Annotated in this window: 14 protein-coding genes; 6 read left to right on the forward strand and 8 right to left on the reverse strand. The window is 71.2% G+C overall.

Going from position 1 to position 13,798, the window contains the following annotated elements:
* Positions 1 to 7: 7 nt before the first annotated feature.
* From malQ to ACQPZK_RS21115, 5 genes are all read right to left on the reverse strand, one after another.
* The gene (malQ, locus tag ACQPZK_RS21095) at positions 8 to 2,020 is read right to left on the reverse strand and encodes a 4-alpha-glucanotransferase (RefSeq protein WP_433534661.1); all 2,013 of its coding nucleotides are present in this window, start codon (positions 2,018 to 2,020) and stop codon (positions 8 to 10) included.
* A gap of 268 nt (positions 2,021 to 2,288) precedes the next feature.
* Positions 2,289 to 3,476: an ABC transporter ATP-binding protein gene (locus ACQPZK_RS21100; RefSeq protein WP_433534662.1), complete on the reverse strand. Its 1,188-nt coding sequence runs from the start codon at positions 3,474 to 3,476 to the stop codon at positions 2,289 to 2,291.
* 10 nt (positions 3,477 to 3,486) lie between these two features.
* Positions 3,487 to 4,323 carry a carbohydrate ABC transporter permease gene (locus ACQPZK_RS21105; RefSeq protein ID WP_425733375.1) on the reverse strand — a complete coding sequence of 279 codons (837 nt, stop codon included), beginning with the start codon at positions 4,321 to 4,323 and terminating at the stop codon, positions 3,487 to 3,489.
* A 1-nt stretch (position 4,324) separates the two neighbouring features.
* The gene (locus tag ACQPZK_RS21110) at positions 4,325 to 5,308 is read right to left on the reverse strand and encodes a carbohydrate ABC transporter permease (protein ID WP_433534663.1); all 984 of its coding nucleotides are present in this window, start codon (positions 5,306 to 5,308) and stop codon (positions 4,325 to 4,327) included.
* The gene (locus tag ACQPZK_RS21115; RefSeq protein WP_433534664.1) at positions 5,305 to 6,591 is read right to left on the reverse strand and encodes an ABC transporter substrate-binding protein; all 1,287 of its coding nucleotides are present in this window, start codon (positions 6,589 to 6,591) and stop codon (positions 5,305 to 5,307) included. Before ACQPZK_RS21115 ends, ACQPZK_RS21110 begins: the two co-directional genes overlap by 4 nt.
* A gap of 539 nt (positions 6,592 to 7,130) precedes the next feature.
* Between ACQPZK_RS21115 and ACQPZK_RS21120 the strand changes: the two genes are divergently transcribed.
* The 3 genes from ACQPZK_RS21120 to ACQPZK_RS21130 all read left to right on the forward strand — a co-directional run bounded on the left by ACQPZK_RS21120 (position 7,131) and on the right by ACQPZK_RS21130 (position 8,816).
* Positions 7,131 to 7,832, forward strand: a complete 702-nt coding sequence (locus tag ACQPZK_RS21120) for a VOC family protein (protein WP_433534665.1) — start codon at positions 7,131 to 7,133, stop codon at positions 7,830 to 7,832.
* A gap of 187 nt (positions 7,833 to 8,019) precedes the next feature.
* The gene (locus ACQPZK_RS21125) at positions 8,020 to 8,451 is read left to right on the forward strand and encodes a hypothetical protein (RefSeq protein WP_433534666.1); all 432 of its coding nucleotides are present in this window, start codon (positions 8,020 to 8,022) and stop codon (positions 8,449 to 8,451) included.
* A 47-nt stretch (positions 8,452 to 8,498) separates the two neighbouring features.
* Complete coding sequence (locus ACQPZK_RS21130; protein WP_433534667.1) at positions 8,499 to 8,816, forward strand: hypothetical protein; 318 nt, start codon at positions 8,499 to 8,501, stop codon at positions 8,814 to 8,816.
* Positions 8,817 to 9,179: 363 nt separating this feature from the next.
* Here the strand turns inward: ACQPZK_RS21130 and ACQPZK_RS21135 are convergent, their stop codons facing one another.
* Positions 9,180 to 9,890 (reverse strand): HAD family hydrolase, encoded by a 711-nt coding sequence (locus tag ACQPZK_RS21135; RefSeq protein ID WP_433534668.1) that lies wholly within the window; start codon positions 9,888 to 9,890, stop codon positions 9,180 to 9,182.
* A 40-nt stretch (positions 9,891 to 9,930) separates the two neighbouring features.
* On the reverse strand, positions 9,931 to 10,548 hold the full coding sequence (locus ACQPZK_RS21140; protein WP_433534669.1) for a TetR/AcrR family transcriptional regulator: 618 nt from the start codon (positions 10,546 to 10,548) through the stop codon (positions 9,931 to 9,933).
* Between the two features lie 177 nt (positions 10,549 to 10,725).
* Between ACQPZK_RS21140 and ACQPZK_RS21145 the strand changes: the two genes are divergently transcribed.
* Entirely contained in the window at positions 10,726 to 11,928 is a 1,203-nt protein-coding gene (locus tag ACQPZK_RS21145; RefSeq protein WP_433534670.1) for a low temperature requirement protein A, read from the forward strand.
* 13 nt (positions 11,929 to 11,941) lie between these two features.
* Here ACQPZK_RS21145 and ACQPZK_RS21150 read toward each other — a convergent pair whose 3' ends face one another.
* Complete coding sequence (locus tag ACQPZK_RS21150; protein ID WP_433534671.1) at positions 11,942 to 12,817, reverse strand: RNA polymerase sigma-70 factor; 876 nt, start codon at positions 12,815 to 12,817, stop codon at positions 11,942 to 11,944.
* A gap of 158 nt (positions 12,818 to 12,975) precedes the next feature.
* Here ACQPZK_RS21150 and ACQPZK_RS21155 point away from each other — a divergent pair, with 158 nt between their 5' ends.
* Together ACQPZK_RS21155 and ACQPZK_RS21160 are read left to right on the forward strand one after the other, a co-directional pair.
* A complete protein-coding gene (locus ACQPZK_RS21155) occupies positions 12,976 to 13,359 on the forward strand; it encodes a DoxX family protein (RefSeq protein WP_433534672.1) in 384 nt (127 codons plus the stop codon).
* 40 nt (positions 13,360 to 13,399) lie between these two features.
* Positions 13,400 to 13,777: a hypothetical protein gene (locus tag ACQPZK_RS21160; RefSeq protein WP_433534673.1), complete on the forward strand. Its 378-nt coding sequence runs from the start codon at positions 13,400 to 13,402 to the stop codon at positions 13,775 to 13,777.
* Positions 13,778 to 13,798: the final 21 nt, after the last annotated feature.

Genomic DNA, 13,798 nt, shown 5'->3' on the forward strand with positions numbered 1-13,798 from the left:
TGGTGGCCTACGTCCCGGCCGGGTCGCGGGTGGCCCGCTTGCCGCCCGGGTCGGCGGCGGTGGCCCGGCGGGGACGGGCGGCGGTGAGCAGGTCGACGATCCGGGTCACGCCGGGGTCGGTGCGGATCTCCGCGACGCTGGCCGGCAACGGCAGCCGCCAGTTGGGATACTCGTCGACCGTGCCCGGCATGTTGGGTTGGCGCACCTCCCCCAGCACGTCGTAGAGGGACACACCGAGCAGTCGGGACGGGCTGGCCGCGAGCGCGGCGTGCATCGCCGCGACCACGTCGCCGTCGTCCGGCTCCGCACCGGCGTCGGGCGACTCGGGCAGCAACGACTCGGCGCGCAGCATCGCCAGCAGCCGTTCGCGGTCGGCGGCGGCCCGGGCGCGTTCGACGGCCACGTCGGTGCTGAGCAGCTTCAACTCGTCGCGCACCCGCACGTGCTCGCCGGTCAGGAACCCCGGGGCGGTCGGCAGGTCGTGGGTGGAGATCGTCGCGAGGGCGTTGCGGGGCCAGCGGGTCGGCGGAGTGAACGCGCCGTCGTCGTCCCGGGCGAACCACAGCACGGTCGAGCCGAGCATGTTGCGCCCGCGCAGCCCACGCGTCACCGCGGGCTGGACCGTGCCCAGGTCCTCGCCCACGACCACCGCGCCGGCCCGGTGCGCCTCCAGTGCCAGGATGCCGAGCATCGCCTCGGCGTCGTACCGCACGTAGGTGCCCTCGGCCGCCCCGGCGCCCGGCGGCACCCACCACAGTCGCCAGAGCCCGGCGACGTGGTCGACCCGCAGGCCGCCCGCGTGCCGCAGGGTCCGCCGCAGCATGTCCCGGTAGGCCGCGTACCCGGTCTCGGCGAGCCGGTCCGGTCGCCACGCGGCGAGTCCCCAGTCCTGGCCGAGCTGGTTGAAGTCGTCCGGCGGCGCGCCGACCCGTACCCCCTGGGCCAGGACGTCGGCGAGCTGCCAGCCGTCCGCGCCGCCCGGGTCGATGCCGACGGCGAGATCGTGGACCACGCCGACCGGCATGCCCGTCGACCGGGCCGCCGCCGTCACGGCGTCGAGCTGCTCGTCACACAGGTGTTGCAGCCAGGCGTGGAACGCCACCCGGTCGGCGAGCTGGCGACGCTGCTCGGCGACCGCCGGCGCGTCCGGGTGGTGCAGCTCCGCCGGCCACGCCCGCCAGTCGTTGCCGTGCCGCTCCGCCAGCGCGCACCAGGTGGCGAAGCTGGTCAGTGCCGGGTCCGCGTCGAGGTCCACCGCCGGGGCGTACGGGTGCAGCAGCTCCAACGCGTGCCGTTTGGCGGTCCACACCTCGTCGTAGTCGATCAGGTCACCGCGGTCGGGGCGTAGCGCGTCGACCACCGCACGGGTCGCCGGGTCCGCCGTCGCGTACGCGGTGGTGTCACTGACGCGCAGGTAGAGCGGGTTCACGAAGCGTCGGCTGGCCGGCGAGTACGGCGACGCGGCCACCGGGTGCGCCGGCCCGACCGCGTGCAGCGGGTTGAGCAGCACCAGCCCCGCGCCCGTTCCGCCCGCCCATCCGGTGAACTCGGCCAGGTCGCCGAGGTCGCCCATGCCCCAGGACCGCTCGGAGCTGAGCGCGTAGAGCTGGAGCATCCAGCCCCAGGTGCGTGGCGGCACGGGCAGCCGCCGGGGCACCACGACGAGGGTCACGTCCCGCCCGTCGCAGGCCAGCCGGTGCCAGCCCAGCGGAAGGTCCCCTGGCAGCTCGCCGTCGACCGTCCGACGACCACCGTCCTCCAGGGACACCACGCCCGGGCCGGGCAACGCGCGGGCCCTGCCCTCGGTGAGCACCACGGTCGGTGGCAGCGCGGTCCGGTCCACCGCGCGGGCGGCGGTGAGCGCGTCGGCGATCGCGGCGGGGCTGGTGGCGTCCACCCCGAGCAGCCCCAGCACGCCCACGACGGTCTCCGGCGCGACCTCGACGCGGCGGTGCCGCCAGTCCTCGTACCAGGTGGACACACCGTGCGCGGTGGCCAACGCGACAAGTCCCCGATCCATCACCAGTTCACCCTGCCACGCCACCCCCCACCCCGCACCCCACCCCGCCCCGCTCCCCACCCCCTCCCCGCCCCGTCGATCTTGCACTTTCTGCTGCGACATATGGGATCTTTCCCGCCATGTCGACAACACAAAGTGCAAGATCGACGCGGGCAGGGACGGGGACGGGGCGGGGTGGGGACGGGGCGGGGGGCGGGGCGGGGGGGGGGGCGGGGGGCGGGGCGGGGGGCGGGGCGGGGGGCGGGGCGGGGGGGCGGGGCGGGGGGGGTTAGTGGGACTTGTCGAGGGTTAGGTTGCGGCCGGTGTTCGGGTCGAAGAGGTGGATCTTGTCGAGGTTTGCCCAGACTCGGCGGGACTGGCCCTCGGTTGCGCCGGACTCGGCGGACAGCCGGGTGACCAGGTTGCCGCCCGCGCCCGCGAAGTCGCCCGCGCCCGCGTCCGCGGCCAACTCCTCCAGCTCTGCGGCGCTGGCCCGCTCGCCCTCCACGGTGAGGTAGACGTACTTGTCCGAGCCCATCGACTCGACGATCTCCACCGGGGCCTCGAACTCCAGTCCCCGACGGCGAGCCTCCTCGTCGACCAGCTCGGCGTCCTCGAAGTGCTCGGGCCGGATACCGAGGATCAGTTCGCGGGGCGCGTCGGCCGCCTCCAGCTCCCGGCGCACCCGGTCGCCGAGCGGCACGTCGCCCAGGGCCGTACGGAGGCCGCCCTCCTGCACGGCGGCGTGCAGGAAGTTCATCGACGGCGAGCCGATGAAGCCGGCCACGAAGAGGTTGCGGGGGTGGTCGTACAGCTCCTGTGGCGGGCCGACCTGCTGCACCGCGCCACCCCGCATGATCACCACCCGGTCGCCGAGGGTCATCGCCTCGGTCTGGTCGTGGGTGACGTAGACGGTGGTGGTGCCGAGCTGCTTCTGCAAACGGGACACCACCGTACGCATCTGCACGCGCAGCTTCGCGTCGAGGTTGGACAGCGGCTCGTCCATGAGGAACGCCTTGGGCTGGCGGACGATCGCCCGGCCCATCGCCACCCGCTGCCGCTGACCACCCGAGAGGTTCGCGGGTTTGCGGTCCAGTAGGGCGGTCAGCTCCAGCACCTTTGCGGCTTCGTCGACCTTGGAGTTGATCGTCTCCTTGTCCAGCTTCGCCAGCCGCAGCGGGAACGCCATGTTCTCCCGCACGGTCATGTTCGGGTAGAGCGCGTACGACTGGAACACCATGGCGATGTCCCGGTCCCTGGGGGCCTTGTCGTTGACCCGCTGACCGCCGATGCGCAGCTCGCCGGAGCTGATGTCCTCCAGACCGGCGATCATGTTGAGAGTGGTGGACTTGCCGCAGCCCGAGGGGCCGACCAGGATCACGAACTCGCCGTCGGCGATCTCCAGGTCGACCTCCCGCACGGCGACGGTTCCGTCCGGGAAACTCTTGCTCACCTTGTCGAGCACGATGTCAGCCATGACTACCCACCTATCCCTTGACGGCGCCGGAGGTCAGACCGGACACGATGCGGCGCTGGAAGAAGAGCACGAACAGGATGATCGGTACGGTGATCACCACGGCGGCGGCGCAGATCGCCCCGGTGGGGTCCTCGAACTGTGACGCGCCGGTGAAGAACGACAGCGCCGCCGGCACCGTGCGGGACCGCTCGGTGGAGGTCAGCGAGATGGCGAACAGGAAGTCGTTCCAGCAGAAGATGAAGACCAGGATCGCCGTGGTGAACAGGCCGGGGGCGGCCAGCGGGGCGATCACTCGCCGGAACGCCTGTGCCTGGGTGGCGCCGTCCATCTTCGCGGCCTTCTCCAGGTCCCACGGGATCTGCTTGAAGAACGCCGACAGCGTGTAGATCGCCAGCGGCAGCGCGAAGGTGATGTACGGCAGGATCAGCCCGGGCCAGGTGTCGAAGATCCCGAGCTGCCGCTCGATCTCGAACAGCGGCGACACCAGTGACACCTGCGGGAACATCGCGATCAGCAGCGAGATCCCGACCAGCAGCTTCTTGCCGGGGAAGTCCAGCCGGCTGATCGCGTACGCGGCCATCGCGCCGAGCACCACCGCGATGAGCGTGGCGATCAGGGCGATGCCGATGGAGTTGACCAGCGCTCGGACGAACTGGTCGGTGTCGAAGATCGTCCGGTAGTTGTCAAGCGTCCACTCCCGGGGGATGAACTTCCCGTCGGTCAGGGTGGCCGGTGTCTTGAACGACAGCGAGGCGATCCACAGCACCGGGACCAGTGCGAAGACGACCACGAGGACGTCCAGCAGGCCCCACCGCAGTTTCGCCCGGGTGGTGGTTTCGACAGCCATGTCAGCGCCTCTCCCCGTCGTCGCTACCGGGGGCAGCGGTACCGAACAGCTTCACGAAGACGAACGCGATGATCGCCACGGTGATGAAGACCAGTACCGACATCGTTGAGCCGATGCCGAGGTTGAGACCCCGCAGCAGATTGTTGTAGGCGAGCATCGACACCGACGAGGTCTCGTTGCCGCCGGCGGTCAGCACGAAGATGTTGTCGAAGACCCGGAACGCGTCCAACGTGCGGAACAGCAGCGCCACCAGGATCGCCGGCTTCATCACCGGCAGCATCACCCTGGTGAACTTCTGCCAGGCCGTCGCGCCGTCGGTGGAGGCGGCCTTGAGCAGGTCGTCCGGCACCAGGGCCAGCCCGGCCATCAGCAGCAGCGCCATGAACGGCGTGGTCTTCCAGATCTCGGCCAGCATGATGATCGCCAGCGAACTGGCCCGCTCGGTCAGCGGAGCGCCGTCGCTGAACAGGTCGGCCAGGTAACCGGTGCCGGGCGTCCAGGCGTACCGCCAGGAGAAGGCCGCGACCACCGTGACGATGCCGTACGGGATGAGCGCGGCGGTACGGACGATGCCGCGCCCGACGAGCGTACGGTGCATGATCAGCGCCAGCCCCATGCCGAGCACCAGCTCGACGGCCACGGTGACCACTGTGATCAGCGCGGTGACCCCGAACGCCGTCCACCAGAACTCGTTGGTGAGCACGGTGACGTAGTTCTCCAGCCCGACGAACTCGCGCTGGTCGGGAAAGCGCAGGTCGTAGCGCTGCAACGACAGCCAGACCGAGTAGATGATCGGGTACGCGGTGACCAGGACCATCACCAGCGCGGCGGGCGCGCAGAGCAGCCAGCCGAGCCGGCGTTCGGCCTTCTTGTTCTCGCTCAACGGCGCCTTGCGGCCGCCTCTGCGCTGGGTGGGCACGGTGGGGGTCGGACGGGTCTCCTCGGCGGCGACGTCCGCCCCGGCCGGTGTGGCGTTGACGCTCATGGCAGCACCCCCTTCGATTCCAGGGCGTCGGCGATGGCGCCGCGCAGCTCGTCGGCGGTCTGCTGTGGGCGGATTCCGGACGGCGGCGACAGGATCGCCGACATGACGGTGGAGATGCTCTGGTAGGCCGGGGTCAGCGGACGGGTCGCCGGGTCCTTCAGCTCCTCCAGGATGGTGTCCTTCATCGGGTACGCCTCGGTCATCTCCGGCTCGTCGAAGACGGCCTCGATGGTCGGTGGCACGCCGTCGTTGATCGCGGAGAACTTCTGGTGCTCCGCGCTGCGCAGGCACCGCGCGGCCTCGAACGACAGCTCCGGGCGCTTCGAGTACGAGCTGACGGCCAGGTTCACCCCGCCGATGGTGACCTTGCTGGGGGTGCCCTCGTCGACGCCCGGCACCCGGGCCCAGCCGACCTGCTTGGCCAGCTCCGGGTTGGCCTCCTGAATGGCCGGGTACACGAACGGCCAGTTCACCTGGAACGCGCCGCCGCCGGACTGGAACTCCAGCCGGACCGGGTCCTCGGTGGCGTTGCTGAAGGACGGTGAGGTCACGCCCGACGTGGCGAACCGCTGCAACTGCTCCAGCGCTCGAACCGTACCGTCGTCCATCACGGCCTTCTTGCCGTCGTCGGAGAGGACCTTGCCTCCGGCGCTCTCGGCGAGGGTGTTGTAGAGGACGACAAGGCCCTCGTACTGCGCGCCCATGGTGAGCACCTGGTACGGCTTGCCCTGCTCCTTGAGCTGCCGGGCCGCGGTGATCATCTGGTCCCAGGTGGTCGGCGGCTGCGGCACCAGGTTCTTGCGGTACCAGAGGAGCTGCACGTTCGTGTTCTTCGGCGCGGCGTAGAGCTTGTCCTCGTAGCGGGCGGTCGCCAGCGGCCCGGCGAGGGTGCCCTGCTCGACCTCGGCCTTGTCCTGGCCGGTCCACTCGCGGATCCAGTCGGCGCTGGCGAACTCCTGGGTCCAGGTGACGTCCAGGCCGAGGATGTCCATGCCGGTGTCCTCGGCGGCGAGCCGTCGCACCATCTGCACCCGCTGGTCGTCGGCCTGCCGGGGCAGCACCCGATAGACGATCTTGTACCGCCCCTGGGCCTGGTTGTTGCAGTCGTCGACGACCTTCTGAAGGTTCTGTTCCGGCGGGTAGTACAGGTTGAGCGTCGGTGGGCCACCACTCTCGTCGGCGCCGCACGCGGCGAGCGGCGCGACCAGCGCCAGCGCGGCGGCCATCGCTCCAACCCGGGCCACCGGGCGACGCCGTTGTCGGGCCGTATCGGGGTCCGTCATCGCCCTCCCCCTCTCTTGGCACAACAGGCCGGGGAGGGCATCCGTGCCCCGGCGCACGGTGAGCTGGCTCCGAGCCCAGGAGCTGCGAAAACGCCCCGCTCGGATACTCCGTGCGGCTACACTGCCCCGCTCGCCGCGCCGCGAAACCTGCCGGCAACACGACGCGCCAACCCCCGACCAACAACCAACACCCACCCCCAACCCCCACCCCCTCTCAGCCCTGGTGATCAAGAGGTTTGCGTCAGGAAAGACGTCTTTCCTGACGCAAACCTCTTGATCACCGGGAGCGGGCCGGGTGGGCGGGCGGGCCGGGCGGGCGGGGGTGGGGTGGGGTGGGGTGGGCGTCAGCGTCGCGCTCGCGCCCGGGAGAGGCCCAGCGCACCGACCGCGCTGAGCGCCGGCAGGATCCGCACAACATCCCTGTTGTTGCTGCCTCAGCGCCGCCGGAGGCAGCAACAACACCGAAACTGCGCGGATCTCGCGGACGCCACGCGGTTCGTGACCCCACCGGCGACCCCCGGAGCAGGCATGCTGGTGCGATGATCGCACGCTTCAAGGACCTTTGTCTGGACGCCGCCGACCCGCTCGCCCTGGGCGGCTTCTGGGCGCGGGTGCTCGACGCCGACCTGGCCGACGCCGGTGACGGCGACACCAGGATCGACCCTCGTTCGGCGCGTTCGGACGCCGAGTCGATCTGGGTGAACCGGGTTCCCGAGCCCCGGGTCGGCCGTACCCGCGTACACCTGGATCTGCGTCTTTCCGACGCGGACCCGGCGGCGCTGCTCGCGGCCGGCGCGCAGTCGGTGCGCGAGCCGGACGGTGACGTCGGGCGGTGGGTGCTGGCCGATCCGGAGGGCAACCAGTTCTGCGTGCTCCCGGCCGGCGACGGGACCCGGCCGGGCCCGGTCGAGCTGGTGGTGGCCGCCGTCGACCCGGCGGGGCAGGCGGCCTGGTGGGCCGGCGTGCTGGGCGGCACGACCGGGTCCGGGCCGAACACCGCGTCGCTGCACGACGCCGCCGATTTCCCCTGGCAGGCGTGGGTGTTCGACGGGGTCGACGAGCCCAAGGCCGGCAAGAACCGGATGCACTGGGACGTGGAGATGACTGCCCCGGAGCCGACCGCGCTGCTCGACGCGGGCGCGACGCTGCTGCGCGAGCCGGTGGACAGGGCGCGCTGGTGGGTGCTGGCCGACCCGGAGGGCAACGAGTTCTGCGCCTTTCCGCCGTCGACCACCGGGTGAACGACCGACTACCGAGGGCGCGCGACGTGCACTAGCGTCTTTCCCAACGCCGCAGCCAGCGCGTTCGCCGCCGCCGTCGACACGCCTCCGGCCGACCCAGCCTGCCCGATCGGTTGGTTATCGCGGGAACGCCCTTCCGCCACTGCACCGGTTCGGCAGGATCGTCCCCAACGAGGGAGGTGCCGCCGTGCAGGACACCCGCGCTCTCGCCCTGACGTTCGAGGTGAGCGGCCTGCCACCGGTCAAGACCGAAGCGTTGTCCATCTTCGCCGCCGGGCACCGGCAGGCGACGAGGGTCCGCACCCTGCTCCAGGCCGCCCTGGGCGCGGCCCAGCGCACCGGCTGGACGCCGTTGCCCGGGCCGATCGAGGTGGACGTGGTTCTGCGTTGCCCGCCCGGGCACCGTACGTCCGACGCCAGCACACTGCTCGGCGGCGTCTGCGCGGTGCTCCAGGACAAGAAGCGCGTGTCCACCATCGGCCTGGCGCATCTCGGCGTCCTGGTGGATGTCGCCCTCTACGACGACGACCGGCAAATCCGCCGGTTGTCGTACCACGAGGAGCCGGCGGAGGACTTCTCCTACCAGGTGCGGGTCGCCGCCGTACCGACCGGCGTTTGACCGACGGCCGCGGTGGGGTATCGCGGACGCCGACGAAGGGAGCACCGATGTCGGAGCCACATGTCACGCTCGACCCGCGCGGGCTCGATCCTGTGCAGCAGAAGCTGCGCGGCCCGTTGGAGGACCAGCTGACCTCGGCTCTCCAGGCTGCCACCGACCGGGTCCGCGACAGCTACGCGGGCGAACCGGTCGAGCAGGTGTGCCAGCGGCTGTTGGACGAGACCCGCTCCGGGTTGCATCCCGACATCGCGGCCGGCTTCAACCCGGACATGGACGAGTTCTGCCGCGTGGCGATCTCGATCGTCCGCGGCAGCACCGGAGAGCCGGACGCCCACCACGCCGGCGACGGCCGGCACCGCGCCTAGGCACAGCGATCCGGGCGGCCGGGTCAGGACCGGGTCCGCAACTACCCGGCCCTGACCCCCGGCCGTCCGACGGGGGAGCGGACAGCTCCGGCATATCACCGCGCGCGTGGGCGCGGCACGACGCCACGCGGCTCGGTGGGGAGGCCCGGCCGCCCTGCACTCAGCTCCACGGTGCCCACCTGTCGGACGCCGGTGCGCCCCCGGCACACCCCGAAAGGCCGCGAGCGCCGGCCCAGGCTAGGCGGATCGCGCCGGGCCGGACAAGCGTTGCCGGGCCGGCCGCGACGTGACTGATCTCAAGGGCGAAAAGCGGCACCTACGCGTAACGCGACCATGATCGCTGACGCTGTTCGGATTCGACGGTCAGAAGTGGTCCAGCAGGTCCCGGAAGGCCGCGAGCCGCAGTACGCCCGTGTCGGTCGGGTCCAACTCGTCGTTCTCCAACACCCAGGTGTTCTCGTTCGGGATGAACACCGCGTTCAGCCCGGCGGCCCGCGCCGGCAGGATGTCCGACTTCGGGGAGTTGCCGATCATCCACGCCCCGGCCGGCTCGAACCCGTGCTGACGGACCAGCCACCGGTACGTGTCGACGTCCTTCTCGGCGACGATGTGCGCGGCCCCGAAGTGGTGCAGCAGACCGCACGCGTCCAGCTTGCGCTGCTGCTCCTCCCGGTCGCCCTTGGTCAGCAGCAGCAGCTCGTGCCGCTGTGCCAACTCGTCGAGCGCCTCGGCCACACCGGGCATCAGCTCCACCCGGTGCTCCACCAGCGCCAGGGCGAGCCGGTCGATCTCCTGGCGCTCGGCGTCGGTGGCCGGCCGTTCACGCAGCCGCTCCAGGCACTCGCCGAGACTGCGCAGGAACACCTTGCTGCCGTACCCGTGCGCCACCGCGTTGGCCCGCTCGATGTCGTCGAGGATCGCCCGGATCTCCGTCCGGTCCATCGTGGGGTGGTCGATCCAGGCCAGGAAGTCGTCGATCACCCGCTCGAAGACGACGTTGTTCTCCCACAACGTGTCGTCCGCGTCGAAGATCAGCACCTGTGCCCGTCGGCGGGCTTCCTGGTCCACGGTCATCCCGACCCCTCCTCGCGATCATGATCGTGCGGACGCGACTCTAGGGCATGGCGTATCCCGCACCCACCGGGTTCTCGCTCGTCGGGCAGGGCCACCACAGCAGCCTCTCCGTGATCATCGCTTCCCGCTCCTCCTGCGCCTCGGGGCGCAGGCGACCACCGCGGGTGAGCATGACGACCCCGTGCAGCAGGCTCCAGCCCACCTCGGCGAGCGTGTCCGGGTCGCGCCCCTGCGCCAGCGGGAGCAGCGCCGCCCGTAGCGCGGCGAAGACGGCTCGCGGCGCCGCCGGCACCCCGGCCGCGCCGAGGCCGAGGTCCGGGGTCAGCGCGAGCATCGCGTCGTAGACAGCCGGATTGGCGTACGCGAAATCGAGGTACGCGGAAGCCATCACCGCCCACGCCCGTTCGGGACACGGGTTGTCGGCGTGCGCCGCGGTCAGCGCGGCGGCCAGGTCGGCGAAGCCGTGCACCGCGACGGCGGCCAGCATCGCCTCCTGGTCGGCGAAGTGCCGGTAGAGGTCGCCGATGTCCATGTCGGCCCGTTCGGCGACCCGCCGGACGCTGAGACCCACCCAGCCCTCGGTCTCGGCCAGCTCGCGGGCGGCGGCGACGATGAGCAGGCGACGCTCGTGTTCGATGGCCTCGGCAGGTACGGACACCGGCCGAGCGTAACGAGCCGCACTGTCCGCACCCGCCTCGTGACGGATTGGTGACTGATCGCCTGCTCCGGGGCCACTCGCTGCCGTACCCGGAGCTCGTTCGTTAGGTGATCAGGTCACCGGGACGGGAGGGCATGTGGTCGTTCGACGGCGTCCGCCCGCCGAGGCGGTCGGCGGGTGAGGGAGATCCCTGGTGGAGGGCTGGTGCGCGGCGCGGGCACCCGCGAGCGAGCCACCTTCCTGGAGCTGTTCCTCGATCTCGTCTTCGTCTTCGCCCTCACCCGGATCTCCCTCCGACTGATCGACGACTTCACCGGGGGCGAGCGTGGCGAGTTCGCGGGCCTCGGTCAGGCGCTGGTGCTGTTGCTGGCGCTGTGGGCCGTCTGGACGTTGACGGTCTGGTCCACCAGTTGGCTCGACCCCGAGGCGATGATCGTCCAGGCCGTCATCGTCATCACGATGGCGGGCGCGATGACGATGGCGGTCGCGGTGCCCGACGGATTCGGCGCGCGGGCCTCCCTCTTCGCCATCACGCTCGTGACCCTCCAGGTCGGCCGGGTGGCGTACTTCCACATCGCCGGGCACGGCCGGCCCGATCCGCAGCAGTCCATCCGGATCATGTTCTGGCTCGGCCTGAGCGCGCCGTTCTGGCTCGTCGGCGGGCTGGTGAACGACGGCACGATCCGTGGTTGGCTCTGGGCCCTAGCGGTGCTGGTCGACCACACCGGGTCGTACCTCGGGTGGCCGACTCCCCGACTCGGCGCGCAGCGGCTCGGCGTGCAGGGGATCGCGGCCGAGCACCTGGCCGAGCGGTACCAGCAGTTCCTGCTCATCGCGCTCGGCGAGGCGATCTTCGTCATCGGGCTGGCCTTCAGCGGCAGCAGCTTCCACGCCGCGCAGACGGCCGCCTTCGTGCTCGCGCTGTCCACGACCGTCCTGCTGTGGCGGATCTACTTCCACCTGGCCGGCGGGACGCTGGACACCGCCATCGGCACCTCCCGTGACCCCGCCCGGCTCGCCACGCAGATGGCGTTCGCGCACCTGGCGATGATCGCGGGGATCGTGCTGACCGGCGTGGGGATGGAGCTCTACATCACCGAGCCCTTCGGCCACCTCCCGGCCGCCTGGCTGATCGCCGTCCTCGGCGGCCCGGCGCTCTTCCTCGCCGGCCGGGCGGCCCTGGAGTACCAGGTGTTCGACCGGGTCTCCCGATCGCGGGCGCTCGGCCTGCTGGCCCTCGTCCTGCTGGTGCCGGTGACACTCCCCCTGCCGCCGCTCCCCGCCGGCGCGGCCGCCGCACTGGTGCTGCTGAGCGTCGCCGCTGTGGACACCCGACGATCCCGTCACCGGCCCCGCGAGGCCTCCATGCCACCGTTCTGACCGGCGGCGTCCCTCACCGGCGCAGCGCCGTGGCCTGGCGCATGTGCGACAGCTTCTCGGGATTGCGGACGGCGTACAGGCCGGTGACGAGACCGTCGTCGACGCGCACCGTCAGGACGGTGTCGAGTTCGCCGTCGAACCGCACGATCAGCGCCGGACAGCCGTTGACCTCGGCCGGGTGCAGCGACAGCGTGGCGACCTCCACCTGCCGCGAGGCCAGCAGACGGGCCACCTTGTCCGCGCCGACGACGGGCCGCAGCACGGCCTGCTTGATGCCGCCGCCGTCTCCCAGCAGGACGACGTCGGGCGCCAGGATGTCGAGCAGGCCCTGCACGTCGCCCAGATCGACAGCTCGTTGGAACGCCTCCAACGCGCGCCGCGCCTCACTCGCGGAGACCGGGCCGCGTGGTCGGCGCGCGGCGACGTGTGCCCGGGCCCGGTGGGCGATCTGGCGGACGGCGGCAGGGGTCTTCTCCACGGTCGCGGCGATCTCGTCATAGTCCAGTTCGAACACCTCCCGCAGCACGAACACCGCCCGTTCCGTCAGACCGAGCGTCTCCAGCACCAGCAGCATCGCCATCGACACGTGCTCCGCCAGCTCGACGTCCTCGGCGACGTCCGGCGTGGTCAGCAACGGCTCGGGCAGCCAGGAGCCGACATAGGACTCCCTGCGCCGGCCGATCGTCCGCAGCCGGTTGAGCGACTGGCGGGTGGTGATCCGGACCAGGTAGGCGCGCTGGTCCCGTACCGCCGCGTGGTCGGCGTCCGCCCACCGCAGCCAGGTCTCCTGGAGTACGTCCTCCGCGTCGGCCGCCGAGCCGAGCATCTCGTACGCCACGGTGAAGAGCAGGTTCCGGTGCGTGACGAACGCGTCCACGGCGCGATCCATGCGCGACTCCTGTCCTCGATGTCGGTTCACCACCACCCGACACCGGTCGACGCTCTCCTGTGACACCACGGGCCTGTGCAGCACATCACCCGCCGAGGTGAGTCACAGCCACCGGGCCGACGGTGTCTCCTGGGCGACCCCAACAGGAGGGAACGTTCATGAACATCGCGCTGTGGATCGCGGCCGGACTACTGGCCACGGTGGCGTTGGCCGGCGGCATCACCAAGACGTTCGTACCCCGCAAGAAGCTGGCCTCGCACCGCGGCGGCGGGTGGACCGGAGACGCCAGCGACGGCTTCGTCAAGACCCTGGGTGTGCTCGAACTCCTGGCCGCCGTCGGCCTGATCCTGCCCGCCGTGCTCGACATCGCGCCGGTCCTCGTGCCGGTCACCGCCATCTGCTGGGTGCTGCTGATGGTTGGCGCGATGATCACCCATCTGCGCTACCAGGAGGCGAGGTTCGTCGCGGTGAACCTCGTGTACCTCGCCCTAGCCGCCTTCGTGGCCTGGGGCCGGCTCGGCCCCGAGCCCTTCACCGGCTGACGTTCACTGGATCTCCACACCGCCTCGCTAGCCTGGCCCGATGACATCGCCTCGGCGCGCCCGACGTCTTCTCCTGGCCGGGCTCGGCGTCGTGGGCCTGCTGGCCTGCGGTTGGGGCCTGTGGTTCGCGGCGCTGTGGGCGTTCGGCGACGAGGGCTCGTTGCCGCCGAAGTGGCGCATCCCGGACGTACCCGCCGGGGCGACGGTCGTCGACGAGAGCGAGACGTGCGCCTCCGGCGGGTGCTCCTGGCAGGTCACGCTGGCGCCTCCGGCCGGGCAGTCTCCGCAGGAGCTGGCCGACCAGATGGGCCTCTCCAAGTCGCTGAACCTGCCACCCAAACTGCTCGATCCCGGTTCCGTCTACGTGGTGGCCGAACCCCGGAACGGCCAGTTGGTGATCCACGTCGGCTACGAGTGAGCCCGGCAGTTCGAGGCCTGC

Source organism: Micromonospora sp. CA-249363, assembly GCF_050950185.1.
Classification (GTDB): Bacteria; Actinomycetota; Actinomycetes; order Mycobacteriales; family Micromonosporaceae; genus Micromonospora.